24 protein-coding genes are annotated in these 22,316 nt (G+C 67.1%); 8 read left to right on the forward strand and 16 right to left on the reverse strand.

Going from position 1 to position 22,316, the window contains the following annotated elements; genetic code table 11:
* Nucleotides 1-273 precede the first annotated feature (273 nt).
* From AC3FJ6_RS24630 to AC3FJ6_RS24650, 5 genes are all read right to left on the reverse strand, one after another.
* Complete coding sequence (locus tag AC3FJ6_RS24630) at nt 274-1,089, reverse strand: hypothetical protein (RefSeq protein ID WP_488774115.1); 816 nt, start codon at nt 1,087-1,089, stop codon at nt 274-276.
* Nucleotides 1,090-1,314: 225 nt separating this feature from the next.
* Nucleotides 1,315-1,983, reverse strand: coding sequence for a hypothetical protein (locus AC3FJ6_RS24635; protein ID WP_488774116.1), 669 nt, complete (start codon nt 1,981-1,983; stop codon nt 1,315-1,317).
* Nucleotides 1,984-2,484: 501 nt separating this feature from the next.
* Nucleotides 2,485-3,465, reverse strand: a complete 981-nt coding sequence (locus AC3FJ6_RS24640) for a Bug family tripartite tricarboxylate transporter substrate binding protein (RefSeq protein WP_153948668.1) — start codon at nt 3,463-3,465, stop codon at nt 2,485-2,487.
* Between the two features lie 44 nt (nt 3,466-3,509).
* The gene (locus AC3FJ6_RS24645; RefSeq protein WP_029050764.1) at nt 3,510-3,860 is read right to left on the reverse strand and encodes an AtuA-related protein; all 351 of its coding nucleotides are present in this window, start codon (nt 3,858-3,860) and stop codon (nt 3,510-3,512) included.
* Nucleotides 3,861-3,872: 12 nt separating this feature from the next.
* Nucleotides 3,873-5,237 carry an acyclic terpene utilization AtuA family protein gene (locus AC3FJ6_RS24650; protein ID WP_488774117.1) on the reverse strand — a complete coding sequence of 455 codons (1,365 nt, stop codon included), beginning with the start codon at nt 5,235-5,237 and terminating at the stop codon, nt 3,873-3,875.
* A 172-nt stretch (nt 5,238-5,409) separates the two neighbouring features.
* On the opposite strand from AC3FJ6_RS24650, the gene AC3FJ6_RS24655 reads away from it, so the two are divergent.
* Nucleotides 5,410-6,312, forward strand: coding sequence for a LysR family transcriptional regulator (locus AC3FJ6_RS24655; protein ID WP_488774162.1), 903 nt, complete (start codon nt 5,410-5,412; stop codon nt 6,310-6,312).
* Nucleotides 6,313-6,342: 30 nt separating this feature from the next.
* Here AC3FJ6_RS24655 and AC3FJ6_RS24660 read toward each other — a convergent pair whose 3' ends face one another.
* The 8 genes from AC3FJ6_RS24660 to AC3FJ6_RS24695 form a co-directional block, all read right to left on the reverse strand.
* The gene (locus AC3FJ6_RS24660; protein ID WP_488774118.1) at nt 6,343-7,122 is read right to left on the reverse strand and encodes an SDR family oxidoreductase; all 780 of its coding nucleotides are present in this window, start codon (nt 7,120-7,122) and stop codon (nt 6,343-6,345) included.
* 73 nt (nt 7,123-7,195) lie between these two features.
* Nucleotides 7,196-8,338 carry an ABC transporter substrate-binding protein gene (locus tag AC3FJ6_RS24665; protein WP_488774119.1) on the reverse strand — a complete coding sequence of 381 codons (1,143 nt, stop codon included), beginning with the start codon at nt 8,336-8,338 and terminating at the stop codon, nt 7,196-7,198.
* A 320-nt stretch (nt 8,339-8,658) separates the two neighbouring features.
* On the reverse strand, nt 8,659-9,171 hold the full coding sequence (locus AC3FJ6_RS24670; RefSeq protein ID WP_153948673.1) for a DUF1269 domain-containing protein: 513 nt from the start codon (nt 9,169-9,171) through the stop codon (nt 8,659-8,661).
* A 166-nt stretch (nt 9,172-9,337) separates the two neighbouring features.
* Nucleotides 9,338-10,774 (reverse strand): acetate kinase, encoded by a 1,437-nt coding sequence (locus tag AC3FJ6_RS24675; protein ID WP_488774120.1) that lies wholly within the window; start codon nt 10,772-10,774, stop codon nt 9,338-9,340.
* 66 nt (nt 10,775-10,840) lie between these two features.
* A complete protein-coding gene (locus tag AC3FJ6_RS24680) occupies nt 10,841-11,845 on the reverse strand; it encodes a hypothetical protein (protein WP_488774121.1) in 1,005 nt (334 codons plus the stop codon).
* A 169-nt stretch (nt 11,846-12,014) separates the two neighbouring features.
* The gene (locus AC3FJ6_RS24685; RefSeq protein ID WP_488774122.1) at nt 12,015-12,713 is read right to left on the reverse strand and encodes a C39 family peptidase; all 699 of its coding nucleotides are present in this window, start codon (nt 12,711-12,713) and stop codon (nt 12,015-12,017) included.
* Entirely contained in the window at nt 12,710-13,123 is a 414-nt protein-coding gene (locus tag AC3FJ6_RS24690; protein ID WP_400396767.1) for a hypothetical protein, read from the reverse strand. The genes AC3FJ6_RS24685 and AC3FJ6_RS24690 overlap by 4 nt, the downstream gene beginning before the upstream one ends.
* Nucleotides 13,124-13,298: 175 nt before the next feature.
* Entirely contained in the window at nt 13,299-14,867 is a 1,569-nt protein-coding gene (locus AC3FJ6_RS24695; protein WP_488774123.1) for a hypothetical protein, read from the reverse strand.
* A gap of 696 nt (nt 14,868-15,563) precedes the next feature.
* Here AC3FJ6_RS24695 and AC3FJ6_RS24700 point away from each other — a divergent pair.
* From AC3FJ6_RS24700 to AC3FJ6_RS24715, 4 genes are all read left to right on the forward strand, one after another.
* On the forward strand, nt 15,564-16,346 hold the full coding sequence (locus AC3FJ6_RS24700; protein WP_029050775.1) for a GntR family transcriptional regulator: 783 nt from the start codon (nt 15,564-15,566) through the stop codon (nt 16,344-16,346).
* Between the two features lie 99 nt (nt 16,347-16,445).
* The gene (locus tag AC3FJ6_RS24705; RefSeq protein WP_488774124.1) at nt 16,446-17,462 is read left to right on the forward strand and encodes a tripartite tricarboxylate transporter substrate binding protein; all 1,017 of its coding nucleotides are present in this window, start codon (nt 16,446-16,448) and stop codon (nt 17,460-17,462) included.
* Entirely contained in the window at nt 17,459-18,778 is a 1,320-nt protein-coding gene (locus tag AC3FJ6_RS24710; protein WP_488774125.1) for a 3-isopropylmalate dehydratase large subunit, read from the forward strand. Before AC3FJ6_RS24705 ends, AC3FJ6_RS24710 begins: the two co-directional genes overlap by 4 nt.
* Nucleotides 18,775-19,299, forward strand: coding sequence for a LeuD/DmdB family oxidoreductase small subunit (locus tag AC3FJ6_RS24715; RefSeq protein ID WP_488774126.1), 525 nt, complete (start codon nt 18,775-18,777; stop codon nt 19,297-19,299). Before AC3FJ6_RS24710 ends, AC3FJ6_RS24715 begins: the two co-directional genes overlap by 4 nt.
* Here AC3FJ6_RS24715 and AC3FJ6_RS24720 read toward each other — a convergent pair.
* Nucleotides 19,274-20,029: a phosphoribosyltransferase gene (locus tag AC3FJ6_RS24720; RefSeq protein WP_400395336.1), complete on the reverse strand. Its 756-nt coding sequence runs from the start codon at nt 20,027-20,029 to the stop codon at nt 19,274-19,276. The two genes, AC3FJ6_RS24715 and AC3FJ6_RS24720, sit on opposite strands and share 26 nt — an antisense overlap.
* Nucleotides 20,030-20,370: 341 nt before the next feature.
* On the opposite strand from AC3FJ6_RS24720, the gene AC3FJ6_RS24725 reads away from it, so the two are divergent.
* Complete coding sequence (locus tag AC3FJ6_RS24725; RefSeq protein ID WP_194946549.1) at nt 20,371-20,535, forward strand: hypothetical protein; 165 nt, start codon at nt 20,371-20,373, stop codon at nt 20,533-20,535.
* A gap of 65 nt (nt 20,536-20,600) precedes the next feature.
* On the opposite strand, the gene cynS is transcribed toward AC3FJ6_RS24725, so the two are convergent.
* Both cynS and AC3FJ6_RS24735 read right to left on the reverse strand, forming a co-directional pair.
* Nucleotides 20,601-21,044, reverse strand: a complete 444-nt coding sequence (cynS, locus tag AC3FJ6_RS24730) for a cyanase (protein WP_066737728.1) — start codon at nt 21,042-21,044, stop codon at nt 20,601-20,603.
* Nucleotides 21,045-21,103: 59 nt separating this feature from the next.
* A complete protein-coding gene (locus AC3FJ6_RS24735; protein ID WP_488774128.1) occupies nt 21,104-21,244 on the reverse strand; it encodes a hypothetical protein in 141 nt (46 codons plus the stop codon).
* Between the two features lie 564 nt (nt 21,245-21,808).
* Here AC3FJ6_RS24735 and AC3FJ6_RS24740 point away from each other — a divergent pair.
* Nucleotides 21,809-21,934: a hypothetical protein gene (locus AC3FJ6_RS24740; protein WP_029050781.1), complete on the forward strand. Its 126-nt coding sequence runs from the start codon at nt 21,809-21,811 to the stop codon at nt 21,932-21,934.
* 71 nt (nt 21,935-22,005) lie between these two features.
* Nucleotides 22,006-22,311 carry a hypothetical protein gene (locus tag AC3FJ6_RS24745; protein ID WP_488774129.1) on the forward strand — a complete coding sequence of 102 codons (306 nt, stop codon included), beginning with the start codon at nt 22,006-22,008 and terminating at the stop codon, nt 22,309-22,311.
* Nucleotides 22,312-22,316 lie beyond the last annotated feature (5 nt).

Genomic DNA, 22,316 nt, shown 5'->3' on the forward strand with positions numbered 1-22,316 from the left:
TCTATGCGAATCCCCAGGAAAAATCCGGGGATGTCGGGGCCGCAGGCTGTCACGGGTACGTCAGCCCTCGTTCATCGTCTGTCGCGCGGATATGTGCTGCATACGACTCACATGCCGAACTGCTGCACGCTTGACGTTCCGGCCGGCGCAAGCTGGCTTAGCCGCTGCGCCAAGTGCCGGGCGCTCAGAAGGCCAAGGCGAACACCCCAGCGCCTGGAGGCAGGGCTCGGGTGTTTTGCCTTGGGGCATCGCGCGGGGGCAATGCACGGCCGATCAGTTGGCCACGATGCCCGACGTCTCGGCCGACAAGGTGTCCACGCGCAGCAGCGGCAAGCCGCTCAGCTTGACTGGGCCCAGGCCGGGCGCCAGCCAGACAGTCGCCTCAAGGTTGGGAAAGTAGCTCCCCGGCTCACGGTCAAACCGGATCTTGACCTTGCACGTGTTGGTGTAGGACTTGCCCATCGCGGCCACGTCTTCGCGTCCAATGTATTGCACCGTCAACTGGACCTTCCGATCAACGCCACGGGTAAACGCCGGCTGCGGATCGGTGGCCAACGCGGACTCCCGCTCCTCCGCCATGGTCACGGTGCGCGTCTCGTTGGGCTGCATGCCCAGCAGCGACAGCCTGGCCGGCTTGCCCGCGGCATCCTCATAGGTAAAGCGCCGATACTTGACCCAAGGCCCATCAGGATAGCCCCGGTGCCCGAACTCGGTCACGCCGAGCGGAAACAGCACGGTTTCCGGATCCAGATAGATGCGGAAGTTGGACGATACGGCGTGGAACAGCGTGCCGCTGGCCTGAACGTCGATGGTATCGAGGCGCTTGCCATCGAACGTGGTCTGGCCGATGTGCTTGCCTTCGAACGTCACGACCTCCGTCACCGGACCGGCATTCGCCGACACGGTCATCTTATTGCCATCCCCCATCGGCGTCAGGCAAGGCGCATCGAGCGGCGCCATCGCGTTTGCAGTGGAACCGGCTGTGGCGCCGGTGGTGCCGGCGCTGTTCGTGCTTTCCCCGTCCGAGCCGCCACAGGCGGCGATGACGGCGGCGGATGCCAACAGCGTAAATGCGAGCGTCTTCTTCATGGATATTTGACCCCTTGCGGGCATTAAGAGAGCGGGCAGTCTGTGCTGCCCTGGGTTGGGAAATCGAAGGCTAAGTGGGACAGGTCTGTTGAATGCTGGACGGCTGCGGGCTACCGCGAGTGCCCGGCAGCAGCAATGTGAGACGGTTTGAAAGACATCGGCGTAACACGGGCCAGACGGGGTTTTCGCACCCGTCAAAGCACTGGGAAATAATCTGGATTGGTGTTACTCGACCGGCGCGGGCGCGGGCTCGGCTGCGGGTGCATGCAGTGGTGGGGTCGCCGGTTCGGCGGCTACAGGCTCTGCGGACGACGCATCCTTCGGCGGGCCCTCGTCCTTTACGACATAGGACGGGTCACGCACCCACCGGGCCATATCCTTGGCAATCACGATGGCGCTGCGATCCAGGATCGAGCAAGTTCCCTTGAACGCGCCCCAGAATCCGCCGATAGACCAGCGATTTACCTTCGTATTCCGGACAACCTTGCCATCTTCGAGCAACTCGGCATTGACGGTAATGGCCTTCGGACCCGTCCACGCACCGCCGCCAATGCCGAGCACGTGGGAAATCTGAAGCCTTAGCACTTGCGACCCGCTGGCATCGGCGCCCACCGCTACCGTGCCGGGGCCGCCTTTGTTGCGCTTGCGGAGGACGTCTCCCACCCGGGTGGCCAGCATGTCCTCGATATGGCATTCGTTCTTGACCTGCTGGACGACCTCGGAACCGGGAGCGTAGGTTACCGGGGTTTCCAGAACAACGGCTTGCGTGGCCGCCATGGCGGTGGCGCTAGAGAAGGATAGGGCTGCGAAAAGGGGAAACTTCATGTTGACCGTCAGATGACTGATATGTCTTGCGAATGCATATGTGTGACCCAAGCACAGGCTGTCATCCAAGTTGGACGCCTTAACGGCGGCTCCATAACCCCAGCATCTGCCTACCCACACATTGCCGCTCGTCACCGGATGTAAGCATCCGAAAATGGCCCGCAGGGTAAACCATGAATGGAAGTGATGGATACCCCCCTTCATGCCTACTCGTTTCACATTTCCGATCACAAATCTGTTACGCCTGCAATCCCGCCGCCCGGAATGCCGCGCCGGTCAAGGGAGTGAGCAAGACGATCTCGCAGAATCGCCAGAATCGAATATCGGAAGTGCCTGATATCAAACTTTTTGAATTCTGATTTTGGTGATGTGCGGGGACAACGGAGTGCAACGATCTTGCGACAGGCGTACCCGTTTCTGCGGACGCCGAAACGCTGTATCCCGGTGGGGCGGGGTGAGGCAAGTGTGAGGGCAGGCTGGGCTGGGCCGGCCTGCGCGGCCGTCCCGGCCCCCTTCGTCCGCCTGGCCGGCAGGGACGAAAGGAGCGCGGGAGGCAGGGGGGCTGCGGTCTTATTCGGGCTGGATATTGGCGGCCTTGATGATGCGGCCCCACTTGTCCGATTCCTGGGTCTGGAACTTGGCCAGTTCGGCCGGCGTGCTGGTGAACACTTCGGTGCCGGTCGACTTGTAGAAGTTCGATGCCGTATCGCTCTTCGCGGCCTTGACCAGCATCTGGTTCAGCTTCGTGACCACTGCGGGCGGCGTGCCGGCCGGGGCATAGGCGGCAAACCAGTAGCTCATCTCGTAGCCTTTCACGCCGGCTTCGTCGATGGTGGGCACGTCCGGCGCCAGCGGCGAGCGGGCCTTGCCCGACACGCCCAGCGCGCGGAGCTTGCCGGTCTTGACCTGCGGCAGGCCCGTGGCGGTGTCCGTGATCATCATCTGGATCTGGTTGCCCAGCAGGTCGGTGATGGCCAGCGGATTGCTCTTGTACGGTACGTGCAGCAGCTGCACATGGGCCATCTGCTGGAACAGCTCTCCGGCGATGCGCGACGACGAACTGCCGCTGCCGAAGCTGAGCTTGCCCGGTTCCTTCCTGGCCAGCGCGATGAACTCGCCCACGGTCTTGGCCGGCACCTGCGGGTTGACCACCATGATCTGGCCGCCACGGCCCAGCGCCGACACCGGCGCGTAGTCCTTCACCGGGTCATAGGGCAGCTTCTTGAACAGGTGTTCGTTGGCAGCGTGGGTGGTGTTGGTGGTGATCAGCACCGTGTAGCCGTCCGGCGCGGCCTTGGCCACGTCGGAGGCGGCAATGAAGCCGTTCGCGCCGGGCTTGTTGTCCACCACGACGGTGGCCTTGCTGTCCACCGTCATGGCTTGTCCGATGGCCCGCGCAAGCTGGTCGGTGGCGCTGCCGGCCGCGAACGGCACGACAAAGCGGATCGGCTTGTCCGGGAAGTCCGCCCATGCGCTGCCAGCGGGCAAGGCCAGGCACGCGAACGTGGCGATAGCGGCGGCAACGGCCTGCGGCCTGCGAATTCCGTACATCTGTGTCTCCTCGAATCGTTTTGACATATGGGACGGCTCGGCACTCATGCGGCGCCGCCGGCGAGCCGCGGCGGCAAGGGGATCGGCAAACCCAGCAGCAGAAAGGCCAGCGCCTTGCCGTGGGTATCGAGATTCAGCGCATCGTTGACGCCGCCGTCCAGCACGCCGTCGATCACGAAATTCATGGCCTGGATGGAGGGCACGACGTGGCGCTTCACGGCCCGGGGCTGGCGCGCGGCGAACAGCGCGCGCACGGCGTCTTCGGTGACATGGGCCACCAGGTGGTCAAAATCGCGTGCATCGTAGGCAATCACGCTGATGTTGGAACGGTCGCCCTTGTCGCCGGTACGGCCATGGGCGAACTGGTAGAGCGGCGCTTGCTGGGTTGCGGTCATGGCGGGCTCCGGTCAGGCAGTCACGATCGAATGGGACGCCGCCACGGCCTGGCGCGGCACCAGGCACGACGTGGCGTTCAGGCGCGTCCGTAGCGCGGTGCGTACGCCGCCACCGCCGGCCGGTCCGCAGGTATAGAGCGCGTTGACTTCGCGCAGCAGCGCCTGCGCCACGGCCTTGTCCTCGTGCGCCAGCGCAGCGCGCATGCGCACGTCGCGGGCTTCGGCCTCGCCAGGCTGTGGCGCGGCCAGCATGGTGCCGGCATCGTCGCCGAACACGCTCAGCACGCCGATCAGGTCGAAGCGGATCGGCACATCGAACCCCAGCCCCTGCATGCGCTTGCGCACGATGTCGGCGGCCAGACGCGCCCTGGCGGCGGCATTGGGGCCTGCGTAGGAAATCTCGCCTTCGGCAAACCAGCCGCCCAGGTGAAACAGGTTGGCCTTCAGTTCCGCCGGCCGCGCATGGCCGCGGATATTGCGCACGGCCACGCGATCGGGGCCGATCTGCTCGACGGTGACCTGGCCGATATCGGCCACCACGTCGGGCGTCAGGTAGGCACAGGGGTCGTGCACTTCGTACAGCAGTTGTTCCTTGACCGTGCGCAGGTCCACGCAGCCGCCCGTATTGGCCGCCTTGAAGATCTCGATGCCGCCGTCGGCGTCGAGCCGGGCAATCGGGAAGCCCACGTCGTGGACGTCGGGCACATCCTTCATGCCGGGGTCGGCAAAATAGCCGCCGCTGACCTGCGCGCCGCACTCCAGCAGATGGCCGGCCATGGTAGCGGCGGCCAGGCGGGTCCAGTCGTCCCAGGCCCAGCCGAAATGGGCCATTGCCGGGCCCACGGCCAAAGCCGGGTCGGCCACGCGGCCGCAAACCACCACCTGCGCGCCGTCGCCCAGCGCGTCGGCAATGCCTTGGGCGCCGATATAGGCGTTGGCGCAAACGAAGCGCGCTTCGGGAAACGCATCGCCGACGATGCCGCGCAGCATGGTGCGGCCGGCGTCATGCGACAGGTCGTCGCCCTCCACCACCGCCACGCGCGGGGCGGCCAGCCCCAGTTCGGCAGCCAGCGCCAGGATGCGGCGGGCGGCGGCGCGCGGATTGGCGGCCCCGAAATTGCCGATGATCGGGATGCGGTTGGCCAGGCAAAGGCCCAGCACAGGCGTCAGCAGATGGTCCAGCAACGGCTCGTAGCCGTGCTCGGGGTTGTCGCGGCGCGCCAGTTGGGCCAGTGCCAGCGTGCGCTCGGCCAGCGTTTCGAAAATCAGCGCCGCCGGGCCGCCGGCGGCGATCAGCGTACGCACCACCGGCAGGGCGGCGTCGGTACGGTCGCCGGAGAATCCGGCCCCGGACCCGATCAGCAGGGGAGCAGTCATGGGCGTTGGCAACGTCTGGAGGAATGACTCTTCGGCAATGGGTGCTGGCCAGACCGGCCACGGTGGCCGGGTTGGCAGCGGTCTCATTCTAGGGCCGGGTTCTGCCACGCGAAAACGGATTATTTGGATTAATCTATCGACTTCCTGGATGAATCCGCCGGACTATCCCGCCATGCTGTCGAATCTCTCGGTCAAGCACCTGCGCGCCTTCGTGGCGCTGGCCACGCATCGCAATTTCACCCGGGCGGCGCAGGCCTGCCACCTGTCTCAATCTGCCTTCAGCACACTGATCCAGACGCTGGAAGACCAGGCCGGGAGCCGGCTGTTCGAGCGCACCACGCGGCACGTGGACCTCAGTGCCGACGGCAAGCGGTTCGAGGAAGTGGCGCGCCGCCTGCTGGCCGATTTCGAGAGCGCGTTCGAAGACCTGCGCGACCACGCGGAACGCCGCAAGGGGCGCGTGGCCATTGCCGCGCTGCCCTCGCTGGCGGGCGGCGACCTGCCGCCGCTGCTGGCGGACTTTCATCGGCGCTATCCGGGCATCTCGCTGGAACTGTACGACCAGCTGGCCGATGGCTGCATCGACATGGTGCGACGCGGGCAGGCGGACTTCGCGCTGGCGCCGGCCCCGGCGCAGGACGCCGACCTGCGCGTGGAATCGCTGGTCCATGACACCTTCCACCTGGTGTGCCCGGCCGACCATCCGCTGGCCACGAGGCGGCGCATCGCCCCCCAGTCGCTGGCCGGGCTGCCGTTCATCCAGCTGTCGCGGACCAGCAGTGTGCGGCAGCATCTGGACGCCGCCATGCATCCGCTGAAGCTGCACGGGGTGATGGAGGTGGAGCACCTGGCCACGGTGGCCGCGCTGGTCCAGGCGGGCCTGGGCGTATCGGTGGTGCCGGCGCTGGCGCTGTTCCAGTTCCGGCGCGAGGGGTTGGCCATCCGGCCGATGCAGATGCCCGCGCTGGTGCGCGAGATCTGCCTGGTGCGGCTCAGGGAGCGCAGCGATTCGGCCGCCTCGGCGGCCATGATCGACTGCCTGCGCGCCCACTATGGCGCGAGCAAGCGGATCTGAATCGTCCGGGAGACCGGCGGTTTGCCGAAGTCAGAAGTGGCCGAGGTAGCCGCCATCGACGGCCAGCACCTGGCCGGTGACGTAGGACGCGGCGGGCGAGGCCAGGAAGACCACGGCGCCCGCCACCTCGGCAGGCTGGCCCCAGCGGCCCAGTGACGTGCGATTGCGCAGCCATTCGGCCACGGATGCATCGTCCACCATGGCCTGGTTCGGCTCGGTGGCAAAGTAGCCGGGGGCCACGGCATTGACGGTGATGCCGAACCGGCCCAGGTCTGCGGACATCGCACGCGTGAGCGCGTCGAGGCCGCCCTTGGTGGCGGGATACAGCACGTCGTTGGCGCGCGCCACCTGCCCGGCAATCGACGTCACGTTGACGATGCGGCCGTACTGGCCCTGCTGCATCAGCCGCGCGGCATGCCGGCACAGCGCGTAGGGTGCCACGAGGTTGGTGTCGAGCATCGCGCGCAGGTCATCGGCATCCAGGTGCGCCATGCTGTTGCGATTGCGCGTGCCGGCGTTGTTGACCAGGATGTCGAGCCGGCCATGCCGGGACGCGATGCCTTCGAAGGCCTGCGCAACGGCGGCCGCGTCGGTGATGTCCAGCACGAGCGCCTCGGCCATGGCGCCCTGCGCCTGCAGTTGCGATACGGCATCGGCCACGCGCTGCGCGTTGCGCGCGCAGACCAGCACATGCGCGCCGGCATCGGCCAGCGCACCGGCCATGGCCAGGCCAAGGCCCTGCGCGCCGCCCGTGACCAGGGCCACGCGTCCGGCCAGCGAAAAAGGATGAGCTGCGTTGGAAGTCGCCATGGCGGCAACTATACCGCAGCCCTCGAGCCGCGTTGGCGGCCCGCGGGGCGGGCGGGGGCGGGCGAGCCGCCGGTCAGCGGATCAGCTTGCCGGTCGACGAAACGATCGACATTTCCACGAAAGACGACCCGGTGTGACGCGTGGGGCTGTAGCTGATCAGGATGCCGCCCAGGTCGTAATCGCGCAGGCCCTCCAGCGCGGCCACCAGCTTTTCGCGCGTGGGCTCGGGGCCGGCACGGCGCAGCCCTTCCACCAGCACCTTGGCCGACATGAAGCCCTCCATGCCCGCGTTGCTGGGCTCCAGCTTCTGGGCCTTGGCCAGGCCGCGATACTCGCTGGCAATGCTCATCTGGCTCGAATTCATGCCCGGCACCACCTGGGTGATGATCAGGCCCTTGCCATCGTCGCCCAGCTCCTTGATGAACGAATCCGCCGCGTTGTTGGACAGCGTGACGAACTGCGCCTCGCTGCCGGCCTTCTTCATTTCGCGGATGATCCGCGCGGCCTCCGAGCCGGAGCCGATCACCATCACCGCCTGCGGGTTGGCCTTGTTGACGCTGGCCACGCCCTGGCTGATGTCGCCCATGGGACGGTTGAACGACGCCGCGCCCGCCGGCTGCACGCCGCGCGCCTGCAACGCCGTGTTGAAGCCTTCGAAGACGTCCTGCCCGAAGCCGTCGTTGGCGTAGAAAATGGCGATGCGGCTCATGCCGGACGTTGCCAGGTGGTTGATGGCGCGGGCCACTTCGTCCTGGTATTTGGCGCGGACGTTGAACACGTAGCGGTTCACTGGCCGGTGCAGCGTGATGGCACCCGTCAGCGGCGCGATCAGCGGCACCTTCTCGGCTCCGATGATGGGCAGGATGCTCTCGTTCTGCGGCGTGCCGCGCACCATGAACAGCGCGAACACCTTGTCCTCGCCGATCAGCTTGCGTACGTTGTCGGGCGTGCGCCTGGCGTCGAAGCCATCGTCGTAGGTCAGCAGTTCGATGCGCCGGCCGGCCACGCCGCCATTGGCGTTCACGTGGTTCAGGTACACCTGGGCACCCGCGATCTGTTCCTTGACCGATCCGGCCACGGGCCCGCTGACACCGGCCGACTGGCCGATCCGGATGGTTGACTTGCTGATGCCGGGTTCCGCATGCGCCGCCATGGACGTGACAAACCCGAGCGTGACGGCAAGCATGCCGCACGCGATGTATCGCGCGTTCCTCATTGTTGACCCCTCCTGAAGCTGCTGGCTTGAATTGTTTTGTGCCGCTGCCCGCCGCGCGGCAGTACGCATCGTCACGATGCACCACACGGCGGCATGGCGCAAAGTACCTCATCAGAGGTAATTGTTCAAACGCTGGAACAATCGAGGGCGGGGAACTGTTGCTGCGGCATCACACCAGGGCCCGTTGGTCCGGTGGCGGTCCGGTGTGGCCGCAGCGTGGCGCATGGGGGAACATGCGCCAGGGCGCGCCACGTGGGGCGCGCGAAGACGATCGGAACGGCAGCCCGGACACGGCGCGCCCGGGGCTGCCGGCGTACGGATCAGGGGAAGGCTGGCACCGCGGGATCGAGCCCCGCGAAACGGGCTTCCGGATGGGCCCTCTGCAGCAGCGCCTCGATTTCTTCCACGCGGCCGCGCGGCACGTCAACCATCAGCAGCAGCCTGCCAGCCTCGATGTCTTTCTCGAAGCCCCGCAGCCGGCTGTTGGGCGCCGAACTGCCGATCATGCTGGCGGCCCAGGCACCGAACACCGCGCCCAGCACGGCGAGCACACCGACCAGGCCCCATTGCGGCGTATCGCTGACGATCGGGAACATCGCCACCACGACCCCGGCGACGATACCGACGCCACCGCCCACCATCAGGCCCATTTCCGCCGCGTGCACGATGTCCGAGGTCTGGAACAGGTTCGCTTCGTGCAGGCCGGTCATGTCCGCGCCATCGCGGCCGACGAAGTGGATGTGACTGTTCTCGATACGGGCCAGCAGCAGGTCGTCCATGGTACGGCGGGCGCTTGCCAGGTCGGGCAACAACCAGAAGATCCGTTTGCGCATGACTTGCCTCCTCTGTCAGGCCGCCCCGGTGTCCGGGTCATCCGTCTGGGACGGTTTCGTTTCGTTCTACTCTCTCCGAAAGGACTGTGCAAGGTACCGAACGGCTGACTTCCGCACGAGGCGCGCCGGAAGAATTCCGGGCGTCACCTCGCGCCGCATCATGCGTTCAGAATGTGATCGGCAGGCGCACCGTCACCGTGAGATCGGGGGTGTCGCGCGTCAGCCCCGCACCCACCGAAAGGTTCAGCGTGTAGCGGTTGTTGAAACGGTACGAGTAGCCCACCAGCAGCGTGCCCTGCGTAATGCGCACCGACCCCGGCACGGTCTGGCCGTTCTGCTTGGTCGGCCAGATGATGCTCTGGTCGTAGCCGATCGAGAACGACGCATGCTCGTTGAGCGACAGGCCCATGCCGAAGTTGAACTGGAAGATGTCCCCCGGCGCGATCTTGCCCAGGTTCTCGGTCTGGCCATTGAGCACCGTGCGGCTGACGTTGTCGCGCGCAAAGTTGTGCAGGTAGCTGAAGGTGCCGAAGAACACCGCGGGGTCGGTCGGCAGCAGCCACGTCACGCCGGGCTGGATCGCCTGGAAGCCCGTGCCGGTCGGCATGCCCAGCGGCAGCCCGGTACCCGTGGTGTTGCTCACGCAGCGGGTCACGCAGTCGGTCACCACCTCGAACGGATCGCGGCCCGTGTTCGACTTGTAGCGCAGCCAGCCGATGAAGAACGGCATCTTCTCGTTGCCGTAGTTGAGCTGGTAGCGCAGCGTCGCTTCCACGTCGCCCAGCCCGCTGCCGCTGGAATTGAACACGTTGTCCACGGCGGTGCCGGTGAACACCTCGCGGCTGACGGTGTCGCTGCTCGCATGCACGTACGGAATCTTGGCTTCGATTTCAAGCCGCTTCGTGATGCCGTAGCGGAAGGCCAGCGCGCCGACGTACGTGGACGTCTTGACCTGGCGCACGTCGACCAGCCCGATCAGGATGGCGGGGATCACCGTGTAGCCAACCAGCGCCACGCGGTCGCTGGACGAATAGCCGTACTGGAGGCTGGGTTCGACGATGATCTTGCCGGCGGGCGTCAGCACGCCAGGCTGATCGAAGATCGGCGCGATCTCCGGCGGACGCGTGTCGCGCTCCGGCGGCTTGCCTACGGGCTCCTCGACCCCCGCGGCCGATTCGCCGGGCTGCGCGGCCTGGCCCTGCGGCGGCGCGTCTGGCGGCGCGGCTTCGGGGGCCTGCTGGGCCTGCACGCCTTGCTGTGCCGTGTTGTTGATCTGCGTGGCGCTGGCTGCCGCGCCCGCGGCGGCGGCGTTGGTCGCCATGTTGCCACCCGTCACGGCAGTCCCCTGCCCGCCGCGCTTGCGCTGCAGCGTCTCGCTGTCGACGGTGCGGCGCAGTTCGCGGATCGTGGCCTGCTGTTCGGCCAGCGCCCGCTTCATTTCCTCGAGCTGTCTCGCCTGGGCCGCCAGTTCCTTTTGCAGCAATTCGAGCCTGGCGGCGGCCGGCGGCCCCGCATCGGGCGGCGTCTGGGCCTGGGCCATGCCACCCAACAGCAGCATCGAGCATCCGGCATAGCCGATGCCCTGCAGTGAACGCTTCTTCATGACGTCTTCCTCCCCCGGGGCCGCGGGCATACTGCGGGGCCCGCGCCTGTTCATGACTACACGCGACTACCTCATTGCGGCTGACCTTTGAAGAACGCTGTTCAACGCGGTGTTGGCCATTTGTGTACGGAATGCGGCCAGGGTATTCACGCTTGCGTTGAGCGTCATCAGGCTTTGGATATTCTGGTTGTTGAGATTATTCTGGATCACAGTACCGGGCATGTTCGATACCGCACCGAGGTTGGCCGTATTGCCGGCGCCGTTCTGGATCACCGTCAGCAACCCGTTGGTCACGACCGTGCCCGTTGCATTGGCCACGGCCTGCTGCGCCACGCCCGCCGCCCCAGCCGCCATGCTCGAGGCGCCGGTGGCCGCGGCGCTGGCCGTGCTGCTGGCCGTGCCCGCCGCACCCTGCGCGTTGGCTGCGGCGCCCTGGGCGGCGGCCACGGCGGGCTGTCCGGCTCGTCCGGCGGCGGCCACGGCGGCGTTGGCCGCGCTGTTGGCCGCTGTCACCGCCACGGTCACCTGCCCCAGCGCCTGGGCCAGCTGGCTGGCCTGCGCGGCGGTGATGCTGCTGATATCGGGAATGGTGATGCTGGTGGATACCGCCAGCGCGCCGTTGACGAACACTGCGCGGTCGATGCCGAAGCCCACCTGCAGGCCCCCGGCATCGAAGCCACCACGGGATTCCTCAAGCCGCGCCTGCGCGACCGGCTTCCACTTGGCCATCTGCTTGCGCGCATCGGCCACCGGCGCACCGGGATCCCGCCCGGCCAGTGTCATGGCCACCGCGAGCGGATCCTCAGGGGGGTGATGCCGGGCCACGCTGGCCTTGTCGACCGGAACCACTCGCGCAGGCGCTTCGGCGACCGCTGCGACGACTACAGGTTCTGAAACGGGTTCGGAAATGGATGCTGCCCTGGCGGCGACATGGTCCGGAACAGTCGGCACGCCTGGCAATCGGGCCACCACGGAAGGCGGATCGGCCGCGGGTTCAGCCAGTGGCGCCAGTGCCGCCAGTTCGGTGGCGGCCGGCAGCGCGACCATGTCGATCGCGGTCGGAATCGCCACGGCGGCGCTTTCCGCGACGTCGGTGCGTTCCGTGGCCAGCGCGCCGGCGCCGGCCTGCGCATTGCCAGCGCAGGCCAGGCCCGCGCCCAGCAGCACGGCAGCGGTGGCTTGACCGGCTGTGCGTCTGGGCGCGTTGGAATTGCTTGTCTGGGCCATGATGTTCCTCAACTCAAAAATCAGAGGCGCCATGCTTGGGCATGACGGTGAAGAACAGGTTGTCTCGGGGTACTCCCATCCAGTAAGGGCCGCTCGGCGCGACACGCCAGTCCGCGGCCATGTTGAATCGCGCCTGTTCGGTGCGGTTGTGGATCACGAACAGCAGGCTGCTGTCCCAGATCTGTTCGAAGTGCGCGCGCTCCAGCGCACGCGTGCCGCGCGCCGGATCGCCAATCAGGACACGGTCGCCCTTGACGCCCTTCACGACGACGAAGTGGTGATAGCCGTTCTCGACGATCAGCACGATCGCCGGAATCTGCGCCTCCTCCAGTTTCGACAGCGGCATTTCGTAGCCGTCGGCCTGGAAGCCGCGCGACTCCAGGAACCGCTTCATGTCGAGCAGCGAAAAGCCCTCGGCGCGGATCTTCGCCTGGTCGCCGTTGACGTACATGTTGGCGAAGACCGTCTGCTCCGACGTCGGGACGTTGTACTGGTACGTCAATAGCGTGGCCACTGCCGCCGAGCCGCAGCTGAAGTCGTACTGCTGGCGGATCGTGGTCCGGAAACGCGCCTCGCGCAGGCTGGTCACCGGCACGTAGTACGAGTTGCCCTGGTCGCCCGGCACGCGGATCGTGTCGGCGTGGGCGGCCGCAACGCCGCCCAGCACCGCCATCGCGCAAGCGGTCTTACACAGCAGGCGGCGCATGATCATTTGAACTGGACGTTAAGAATGGTCGCGTTCTGGATCAGTACGTTGTTGCCCGTGTTCTGGATCACGGTGGGCAAGCCCGAAGCGTTCGAGAACGATCCTTCCGACACGATATTGCTGCCGGAGAATGTGTTGATGGCCGCGTTGTCGCCAACCGTGCCATGCAGGCGCATGTCGTTGACCACCACTTCGGCGCCACCGCGCACATCGTCGAGTTTCTCGGTCGCCACGGCCGCTGCGGCCGTGCCAAATATGTTCAGTTTCGGACCTGTGGCCGCGCCCGTGTCACGGCTTGCGACCGCTACGGCCGTGGCGGAAGCCTCGGCGCTGGGCGGCCCTGCATTGGCCTGCATGAACGGCCAGGCCAGTAAGGCTGTCGAGAGTGCCACGACAGCTGGGCGATGCGATCGCATGGTGCGTCTCCCCTCGTGCTCCGTGGACATGGCCCCCATCCGGGCCATGACTTCGGACCTGCAGGCTTTCGACATGACAGCGCAAACGCAACCGCGCGCCGCGCTGTCCTGTCATTCGATCCTGGCGGGCCGTGCCGCTCCGTGCGGAGCGGCACAGACCACGCGTCAGGACGGCTTACTTCCCAACTTGCATGTTGGCCTGCACATTGACGCTTTGTTGCACCAGCGATGCCATGCCGCTGTTCTGGTTGGCGATCATGATGCCCGCGGCCGATTGACCGACACTGGTCATGGCGTTGGACATGTTGAAGGTACCGGCATCGACGTAGTTGGTGCCGCCAGAGCCGCCAGCGCCACCGACCGCACCATTGCCGGTACCGCCCGTGCCGCCCTGGCCAACACCGCCAGCACCACCCACACCGCCAGCGCCCGAGGTGGCGCCCACGGCGCCGTTGCCGGCCGTGGCGCTGCCGTTCGAGGCCGAGGTCGATGCACCACCGTTGGTGGAAGTACCGCCGGCGCCGCCGTTGCCGGCCAGGCTGGTTTGCGCACCGCCGTTGCCGCCGGTACCCGAGCCAGCACCGCCCGTGGAGGCGCCTGCCGTGGCGGTTCCAGTACCGCCAGCGCCGCCCGTGCCAGTGCCCGCACCGGCGCTTGCCGTCGCCGCTGCGGCGCCGCCTGCCGCGCCTGCACCGCCCGTGCCCGTGCCGGTTGCACCCGTGCCAGTGCCAGTGCCAGTGCCCGTGCCCGTACCGGTGCCGGAACCCAGGCCGCCAGCGCCGGCCGTTGCCGTACCGGTGCCCGCATTGCCTGCGCCACGGTCATTCGACTGGTTCGATGAGCCGCTGCTGCCACCAGCACCCAGGCCGCCGCCCAGGCCTGCGCCCAGACCGCCACCCAGGCCGGAGCCGCCGCTGCCACGAGCCGAGCCACCGTCGCCGCCCGCGCCGCCACGCGACCCGGAGCCTGCGCTGCCGCCCGCGCCCAGGGCAGAACCGCCACGGCCGCCAGCACTGAGGCTGGCCGACAGGGCATCGCCGCCATAGCCGCGGCCGCCGCTGCCGGCGCCGCCAAGGCCGGACGCCGCGCCGCCGGCGCCGCCGGTGCCAGCCGTCGAGCTGCCATTGCTTGCGGCACCCGCCGTGGCGCTGCCGTTGGTGGCCGAACCGCCGCTGCCGCCAGCGCCGCCATTGCCGCTGGCGCCGCCATTGCCGCCATTACCGCCCGTGCCACCGTTGCCCGTGCCGCCCGTACCATTTCCGCCTGCGCCGCCCGTCGCGCCGTTGGCGCCACCGCTGTTCGTGGCGTAGTTGCCGATGTTCGAGATGGCATTGCCTGACACCGTGCCGCTCAGCCTGCTGACAGCCAGGGCCCGGCTGCTGTTGAACGAGTTGGTGAAGTTGGCGGTTGCGGAGCTGCCGTTGGCGGCAGCCGCGTTACCGTAGCCGGACATGTCCTGGTCGGTACGGTTGCGCGAGTTCGTGGCGGTCGACGTCCGGGTGGACGTCCGGTTCGACGTCAGCGTTGCCGTCCGTGTATCGGTGCTGGTGGTGGTGCTACGGTCGGAGTTGTCCTGAGTCGCAGTGGAATTCTCGTTGGCGTGGTTTCCCGGTCCGGACTGCGTGGAAGTCGCCGTGGCCGTCTGATCGTTGCCGCCTCCGGTGGTGTTGTTGTTCGTCGGATTCGCCCAGGCCGTGCCTGCAAAAACCAGGGTAATCGCCGACGCAAGTAAAGTCTTTTTCATACGAAGCTCCCAGGAAGTTTGTACTGCGGCTCAGCCTCCGGCCGGCGCTCTCGAGAACATCGGCTGGAGGTTCAGGTCCGGCACGGTGACCAGACCAGCCTCCCCTTGCGCATATTCAGTGCCAGCCCGCAAGCACATCGCAGAATTCTGTTGAAATACAACGGCTCCCGGACGCGCTTGAAGGAACTTTCGGGATGGATTCGCGCCTATCGGCCCGCGCCGGCCTGTGCTTGGCAGTAGACATGTCACAGGGCTGTGACACCGGTTCCGGCCGGTAGTCGGCCAGCATCCAACACCCCGCCGAAAACCCGCCTTCATTCAAGGAGTTAGCGCGCACCTTCCCGCCAACCCACATGGCCACGCGGCGTAACGGCCATGAAACAGGCGGCCGGCGATGATCTGTACGCCGCTCTCGGGCCGCCGCGGTCATTCAGGGGTTATCCAGAGGTCATCCATGCGGCGGCACATGGACAGGGGGCCCGCGGGTTGCCCGCACAGGCAACCTGCACGCGACGGGAATCGCATGGATCAGGCAACGTTTCTTGCGGAACCTGGATGCTGCGACGGCCGCCGCCTTTAAATGTGTCGTAACACAGTAGCCGGGACGCCGCAGCGGTGTTTCATGCTAGGCTCTATGTCTGATTTACAGTACATTAGTCGCGTCAACACTTGTTAGCGCATTCGCCAGGGCAAACCATGAGTGAAGCCGTCGTCCCCCTGTATCACCAGATTTACGTGGTGCTCCGCCAGCAGATCGTGGAAGGCCGTTTCGGCCAGGGTCCGCTGCCTGGCGAGATCGACCTAGCCAAACAGTTCCATGCGTCTCGCGTGACGATGCGTCGCGTGTTCGACCGCCTGGTGCAGGAAGGCCTGGTCCGCCGGCACCGCGGTCTGGGCACCTTCGTGAACCCGCACCCGGTCAAGCCGCAGGCCGCCGAGGAACGTGTCACCAGCCTGCTCGGCACCATCATCGACATGGGCGAGAAGACGGCGGTCAAGGTCATCTCGATCGACGAAGTGCATGCCACGCCGGAAGTGGCCGAGGCACTGCAGATCCAGGTGGGCGACCCCGTCATCAAGATCGTGCGCGTGCGCCACTACAAGAGCCGGCCGCTGTCGCACATCACCACGTACCTGCCTGCCGACCTGGGCCGCCCGCTGGCGCGCAAGGACCTCGAGTCCACGCCGATGCTGCGCCTGCTGGAAGCCGCCGGTGTCGAGCTGGGCCGCGCGTCGCAAGTGCTGACCGCGCGCCTGGCCGATGTCGTCGTGGCGCCGCTGCTCGACGTCCCCGTGGGCGGTGCGCTGCTGGCGGTACGCCGTGTGGTGCTGGACAAGGCCGGGCGCCCGGTGCAGCTGCTGATGGGCCAGTATCGTCCCGACCGCTATGAGTACCGGATGGAACTGTCCCCCATGGGCGGCGGCGACAGCGCGAACGTGTGGGTGGAAAACGAAACCCGCACCGGCCTGCGCGACTGATCGCGGCGCAGGGATATCCCCGCGCCCCAAAGCCTTTTCCGGGCCAGACATTTCGGGCCATACTGCGCACTCCAGATCACACTGCGAGGAGCCTTTGTCATGCCAGTCATTCGCCCGGGCGCGCATCATCCGGCCCGCACCCCCACCCGACCAGGCCGCCGCCGCGCGCTTGCGCTGCTGGCCCTGGCATCATTGCTGGCAGTGCCGGCCGCCCATGCGGCCATTGCCGGCGGCAAGCCGATCCGCATTCTGGTGGGGGCTCCCGCCGGCGGCACCACCGACACGCTGGCCCGCACCATCGCGCAGGAACTCTCGCAGACGCTTGACCAGCCCGTGGTGGTCGAGAACCGTCCCGGCGCCGGCGGCAACATCGCCGCCGACATGGTGGCCAAGAGCCCGGCCGACGGCACCACGCTGCTCATGAGTTTCACCAGCCATACGATCAACGCGTCGCTGTACAAGAAGCTGCCGTTCGATCCGATCGCGGACTTCACGCCGATCACGCTGGTGGCCAATGTGCCGAGCGTGCTGGTCGCCACGCCGAAGCTGCCCGCCAACAACATTCCCGAACTGATCAGGCTGGCACGCGCCGAACCCGGCAAGCTCAATTTCGGCATCGGGTCGGTGGGCTCGTCGGTGCATCTGGCCGGCGACATGTTCAAGATGATGACGGGCACGTACATCGTCAATATTCCGTACAAGGGCACCACCCCCGCCATCACCGACCTGCTGGCCGGCCAGGTGGACCTGATGTTCGCCAGCACCATCAACGTGGCGCAGCATGTCAAGGCCGGCAAGCTCAAGGTGCTGGGCGTGACCAGCCCCACGCCGCTACCGCAGTTTCCCGGTGTGCAGCCAATCGGCGCGACCGTGAAGGGCTTCGAGTCGAGCGCCTGGTTCGGCCTGTTCGGTCCGGCCAACCTGCCGCCCGAGATCACACAGACGATCTATCAGGCAGCACGCCATGGCCTGGAACAGCCAGCCGTGCGCAAGCGTCTGGAAAACGACGGTGCCCAGCCCAGCGCCATGCCGCCCGCCGAATTCGCCAATTTCGTGAAGCAGGACGTCAAACGCTGGGCCACGGTGGTGAAGTACTCCGGAGCCCAGCCGGAATGACCCTGTCCAGCGGCAACGCCGTCGACCCCCTGCAGCTGCCGGCGACGCTCGCGCAAAAACTGGTTGCGCGCGCGGCCGGCACGGCCCATGTCACACCGGGCAGCATCGTGATGTGCAAGGTCGACCTGGCGATGTCGCACGACTCCAGCGGGCCGCGCCGCGTGGCGCCGCTGTTGCGGGAACTGGGCGCCCGGGTGTGGGACCCATCGCGCTATGTCGTGGTCACCGACCACTATGTACCTGCTGCGGACCCCGATGCCGAAGCCATCGTGCGCTTCACGCGCGACTGGGTGCGCGAGGCCGGCATCCCCCATCTGATCGACAACCAGGGCATTTGCCATCTGGTGCTGCCCGAGCGGGGCTTCGTGCTGCCGGGCCGCTTCATCGTCGGTGGCGACAGCCACAGCCCCACCGGCGGCGCCTTTGGCGCGTACATGTTCGGCGTGGGCGCCACGGAAATGGCCGGCGTACTGGCCACGGGCGAAATCTGGCTGCGCGTGCCGCAGACCATCCGCCTGGACTGGCACGGCAAGCTGGCCGAGGGCGTCTGCGCCAAGGACATCATGCTGTTCCTGTGCGCCACGCTGGGCCTGGCAGGCGGCCGCTACGAGGCCATCGAATTCACCGGCACGGCGATTGCCGCCATGCCGATGCAGGAGCGCATGACGCTCACCAACATGTGTACCGAACTGGGTGCGCAGACGGGACTGATCGCGCCCGATGCCACGACCATGGCGTGGCTGGCGCAGGCCGGAGTGGCCACGGCAACGCTGGCGGCCATCGACCCGCGCCAGTGGCGCAGCGATGCCGATGCGCCGGTGCTGCTGACGCATCGCTTCGACGCCACGACGCTCGTGCCGTATGTGGCCGCGCCGCACAGCCCGGCCAATGGCGCGCCCGTGACGCAGGCTGCCGGTCAGGCGATCGACATCGCCTATATCGGCGCGTGTACCGGCGCCAAGCTCGAAGACCTGCGCATGGCGGCAAGCGTGCTGCGCGGGCGCAAGGTGGCTGCCGGCATGTCGCTGCGCGTGGCGCCGGCGTCGGCGCGCGACCAGCAACTGGCCCTGCACGAAGGCACGCTCGGCGTGCTGCTCGATGCCGGCGCCGAACTGCTGCCGAACGCCTGTAACGCCTGCGCCGGCTACGGCGCCAGCCGCTTTCCGGCCGGCAGCCGGGCGATAGCCTCGACCGCACGCAATTTCGCGGGCCGCATGGGCGACGCCGGCAGCGCGGTCTGGCTGGCATCGCCGATGACCGTGGCGGCCACCGCCGTCACGGGCAGGATCACCGACCCTCGGACGCTGCTGGCATGACCGTTGCACCCGATTTCTCCCATCCGCCCGCAGGACGCATCTGGCGCTTTGGCGACGATGTGGATACCGACGCCATGGCGCCGGGTCCGTACATGAAGTCCGGCCTCGACGAACTGGCGCGCCATTGCCTGGAGAACCTGCGCGCGGACTTTCCCACGCATGTCCGGCCGGGCGACATCGTGGTGGCGGGCACCAATTTCGGGATGGGATCGTCGCGCGAGCAGGCCGCGCAGGCGCTCAGGCATCTGGGCGTGGCCGCCGTACTGGCCCGGTCGTTCGCGGGCCTGTTCTACCGGAATGCGATCAACATCGGCCTGCCCGTGCTGGTCTGCCAGCAGGCCGATACGCTGATCGATGCCACGCGCGTCACATTCGATCTCGACGGCGCGCAAGTGCGGCTGGAGGACGGCTCCCGCGTGGCATGCGAACCGGTGCCCGACTTCCTGCGCGCCCTGCTGCATGCGGGCGGCCTGGTGCCTCACCTGAAAGTGCGCCTCAGCGGGCAAACGGGCCGTCCCTGAGCGGCAGATCGCCACGGGGCCGTGCCGCCGGGTGCGGCAGCGTGGACGCGCACCGGGCCTCGCGCAGCAGCGTCATGGCCTCGTCGTCCGACGTCTGGGTGAAATCAAGATAGAACGCACCGACCGCGCCGAAGCTGGCGGGCGTGTTGAGGCAGACGACTTCGTCGGCGACTTCGCGCAGCGTGTCGAGCCCCTGCGCGGAGCCCACCGGCACGGCGGCCACGATACGCGCCGCCCGCGCCATGCGCGCGGCATCGAGCGCGGCACGCATCGTCGCGCCCGTCGCCACGCCATCATCGACCACGATCACGCATCGGCCTGCCATTGCCACCACAGGGCGCCCCTGCCGATAACGCTGCTGGCGGCGGCAGATCTCGCCAAGCTGCCGTCCGCGTTCTGCATCGAAGGCACCCGATTCCACCGCCCGCTGCACCCAGGGGTCGTCGTTGATGACCGTATGCGGGCCGTGGCCGCTGTCATCCCCCTCCACCACGGCACCGAGCGCCAGTTCGGGGTAGCCCGGTGCGCCGATCTTGCGGACCAGCAGGATGTCCAGCTTGCCCTCCACAGCCAGCGCCACCTCGTGGGCGACAGGTACACCGCCACGCGGCAAGGCCAGCACCAGCGGCGGATCTCCGTCGGCACGACGCGCATAGCCAAGTTCGACCAGGCGGCGGCCCAGATACTGGCCCGCCTCGCGGCGGTCGGCAAAGCAGGGCGGCAGGCTCATGGCGGGCTCCCGCATCAGATGGCGTGAAAGTGAATGACCGCTTACGAATCGCTTGCGGCGCGCGTTCCACAGCCACTATAGACCCCGGGCGTGCGGGCGGCGGGGGATTTTCTCTGTCCGGGTTGCGTCGGCCGGCTGCGCGGTTTGTTGCGCATACGCCGCTATCACGGCGATAGGCGCCGGCGATTGATCCTGTAACTGGAACAGTCTTTTCAGCGTCCGCCCGATGATCTCGGCGCGATGGTTCCGTACGATTGCTGCGGGGCGACAAATTCCGCCCGACCACCAATCCCGTGCAACGCGGCGGCCCACAAGCCGCCCCCGACTGAGTGAGCGTTATCGTGAATCCGCAACACATCTCCCGCCCTGACGACGTGGCCGATCGCACCGAGGCCGATCTCGACATCCCGTTTGGTTCGCTGGAAGCGGCCGCCATGGCCGAACTGCCCTACACGTTCCGCCCGACGGGCACGTGTGCGCGCTACTACCAGGAATACTTCGGCTGAATCGGGGCTGGCCTTGCGCCGGCAATGGGGCAAGGCCGCGCAAGGCGGCCGCCCCCCGCCAGGCTTCAGTAGGTCTTGTAAGGCAGGAACTTCCCGGACATCTCGATCCGCACGCGGTCTCCGTTGGGATCGGCCTCGCGCTGCAGGTCCATCCGGAAATCGATGGCGCTCATGATGCCGTCGCCGAATTCCTCGTTGATCAACGCCTTGAACGTGGTGCCGTACACGCTGATCAATTCATAGAACCGGTAGATCAGCGGGTCAGTGGGTACCTGCGTCGGCAGAGATCCTTTATAGGGAACGGTTCGCAGCCACGGCTCCGCCTCGGCGGGCAGGTCGAAGATCTCCATCACGGCGCGTGCGCCGGCCTCGTCGAAGGTCATCTGGCCCAGGCAGGCGGCGGTCGTCCATTCCTTGCTTTTGCCCACGCGGTCGGCCACCTGGGCCCACGAGATACCGCGCGTTACCTTGGCTTCGATGATGAGGTCGGTCACGTCCTGGCGATTCATGTCGGTTGCTCCGGTCTGGTGTGAATGGTGTTTCCCGGAGAACCTGCGCGCCGGCGCGGTTAGGGCGACTGCGTGCGCTCGATGACCGCTACGGCATCGGCCGGGCCATCGTCGAACCTTGCCCGTGCGAACTGGGGCACGGTAAGCGGGCTCAGCCCTTCAAGTGCCTGCAGAACCAGCACGATGAACATGACCGGCATGACGTCCTCCCTCCGGGAATACGGCAAACAGACTGGCGCAAGCTTCGTGCCATCGCTCCGGCACGTACTTTGGGATATTCGGCGGGTGCGATGACGCATCGTGGGGCGTTCGACATCGCGCCGCCACCCCCGATGGCGCGGCGCACGCACCGCCACGGGGAACCGGCAACGCATCCGGCATGCCCCAAGCGTACCCGTTTCTGCGGAGAACGTCGCGGACGTCGCTTGCGATGACACGAGCCGCCAAGGCGTGCGAGGCGCCCTCGCAAACGGATACGGCAGCGGCCGACACCGCAGCGGACATCGCCGAATCTTTGCAGGACTCATTTCCGATGTAACGCCACATTACCTGCTGCTGACCCGTCAGACATCTTTCGGACGCCTACGTCACATTCCTGCAAACCCTTGCCCTATAAGCCTTTACGGGTGGCATCGGCGTGCACGGGGAAACTGGCCGGGACCGGACCGCATGTGAGACAGGCTTACAAGTGCAACCGCGTTCGCACAGTGTGCGCCGCTAGAGTGAACCCGTGTTCAACGCGAACCGGATACGGAGTCCCTCTCATGAAACGCGCAATTGCCCTGGCCATCCTGCTGACCACCACCAGCGCCCTGCTGTCGGCGTGCATCGTGGTGCCGCCGCGTGGCCCGCACTATCACCACGACTACTACCGCGGCGGGCGCTACTAAGTGAATCGCGCCTGACGATCGACCGCTTGCTTCCCTCATATTTCCGGCGCCCTCGCCTCAAGGAGATCCACATGAAACGCCAGATCCTGCTTGCTGCCACCGTCCTTGCCACGGGTGGCGTCTTTGGACTGCTGTCCCCTGCCGCGCAGGCCCACGGGTACTACGACAACCCGCCCCCGGCCCCGCGCCACGAGGTACGGCCGGCACCGCGCCCGGGACAGGTCTGGGTGCCGGGACACTACGACCGCGCCAGCAACGGGTATGCGTGGCGTGGCGGCTACTGGCAGTCGGCGCGCCACGGCCAGCGTTATGTGCCGGACCGCTGGGTGCATGGCCCGCACGGCTGGTACAAGCGCCCCGGCTACTGGGGACGCTGATGTCC

The organism is Cupriavidus sp. 94F1 (assembly GCF_057798875.1).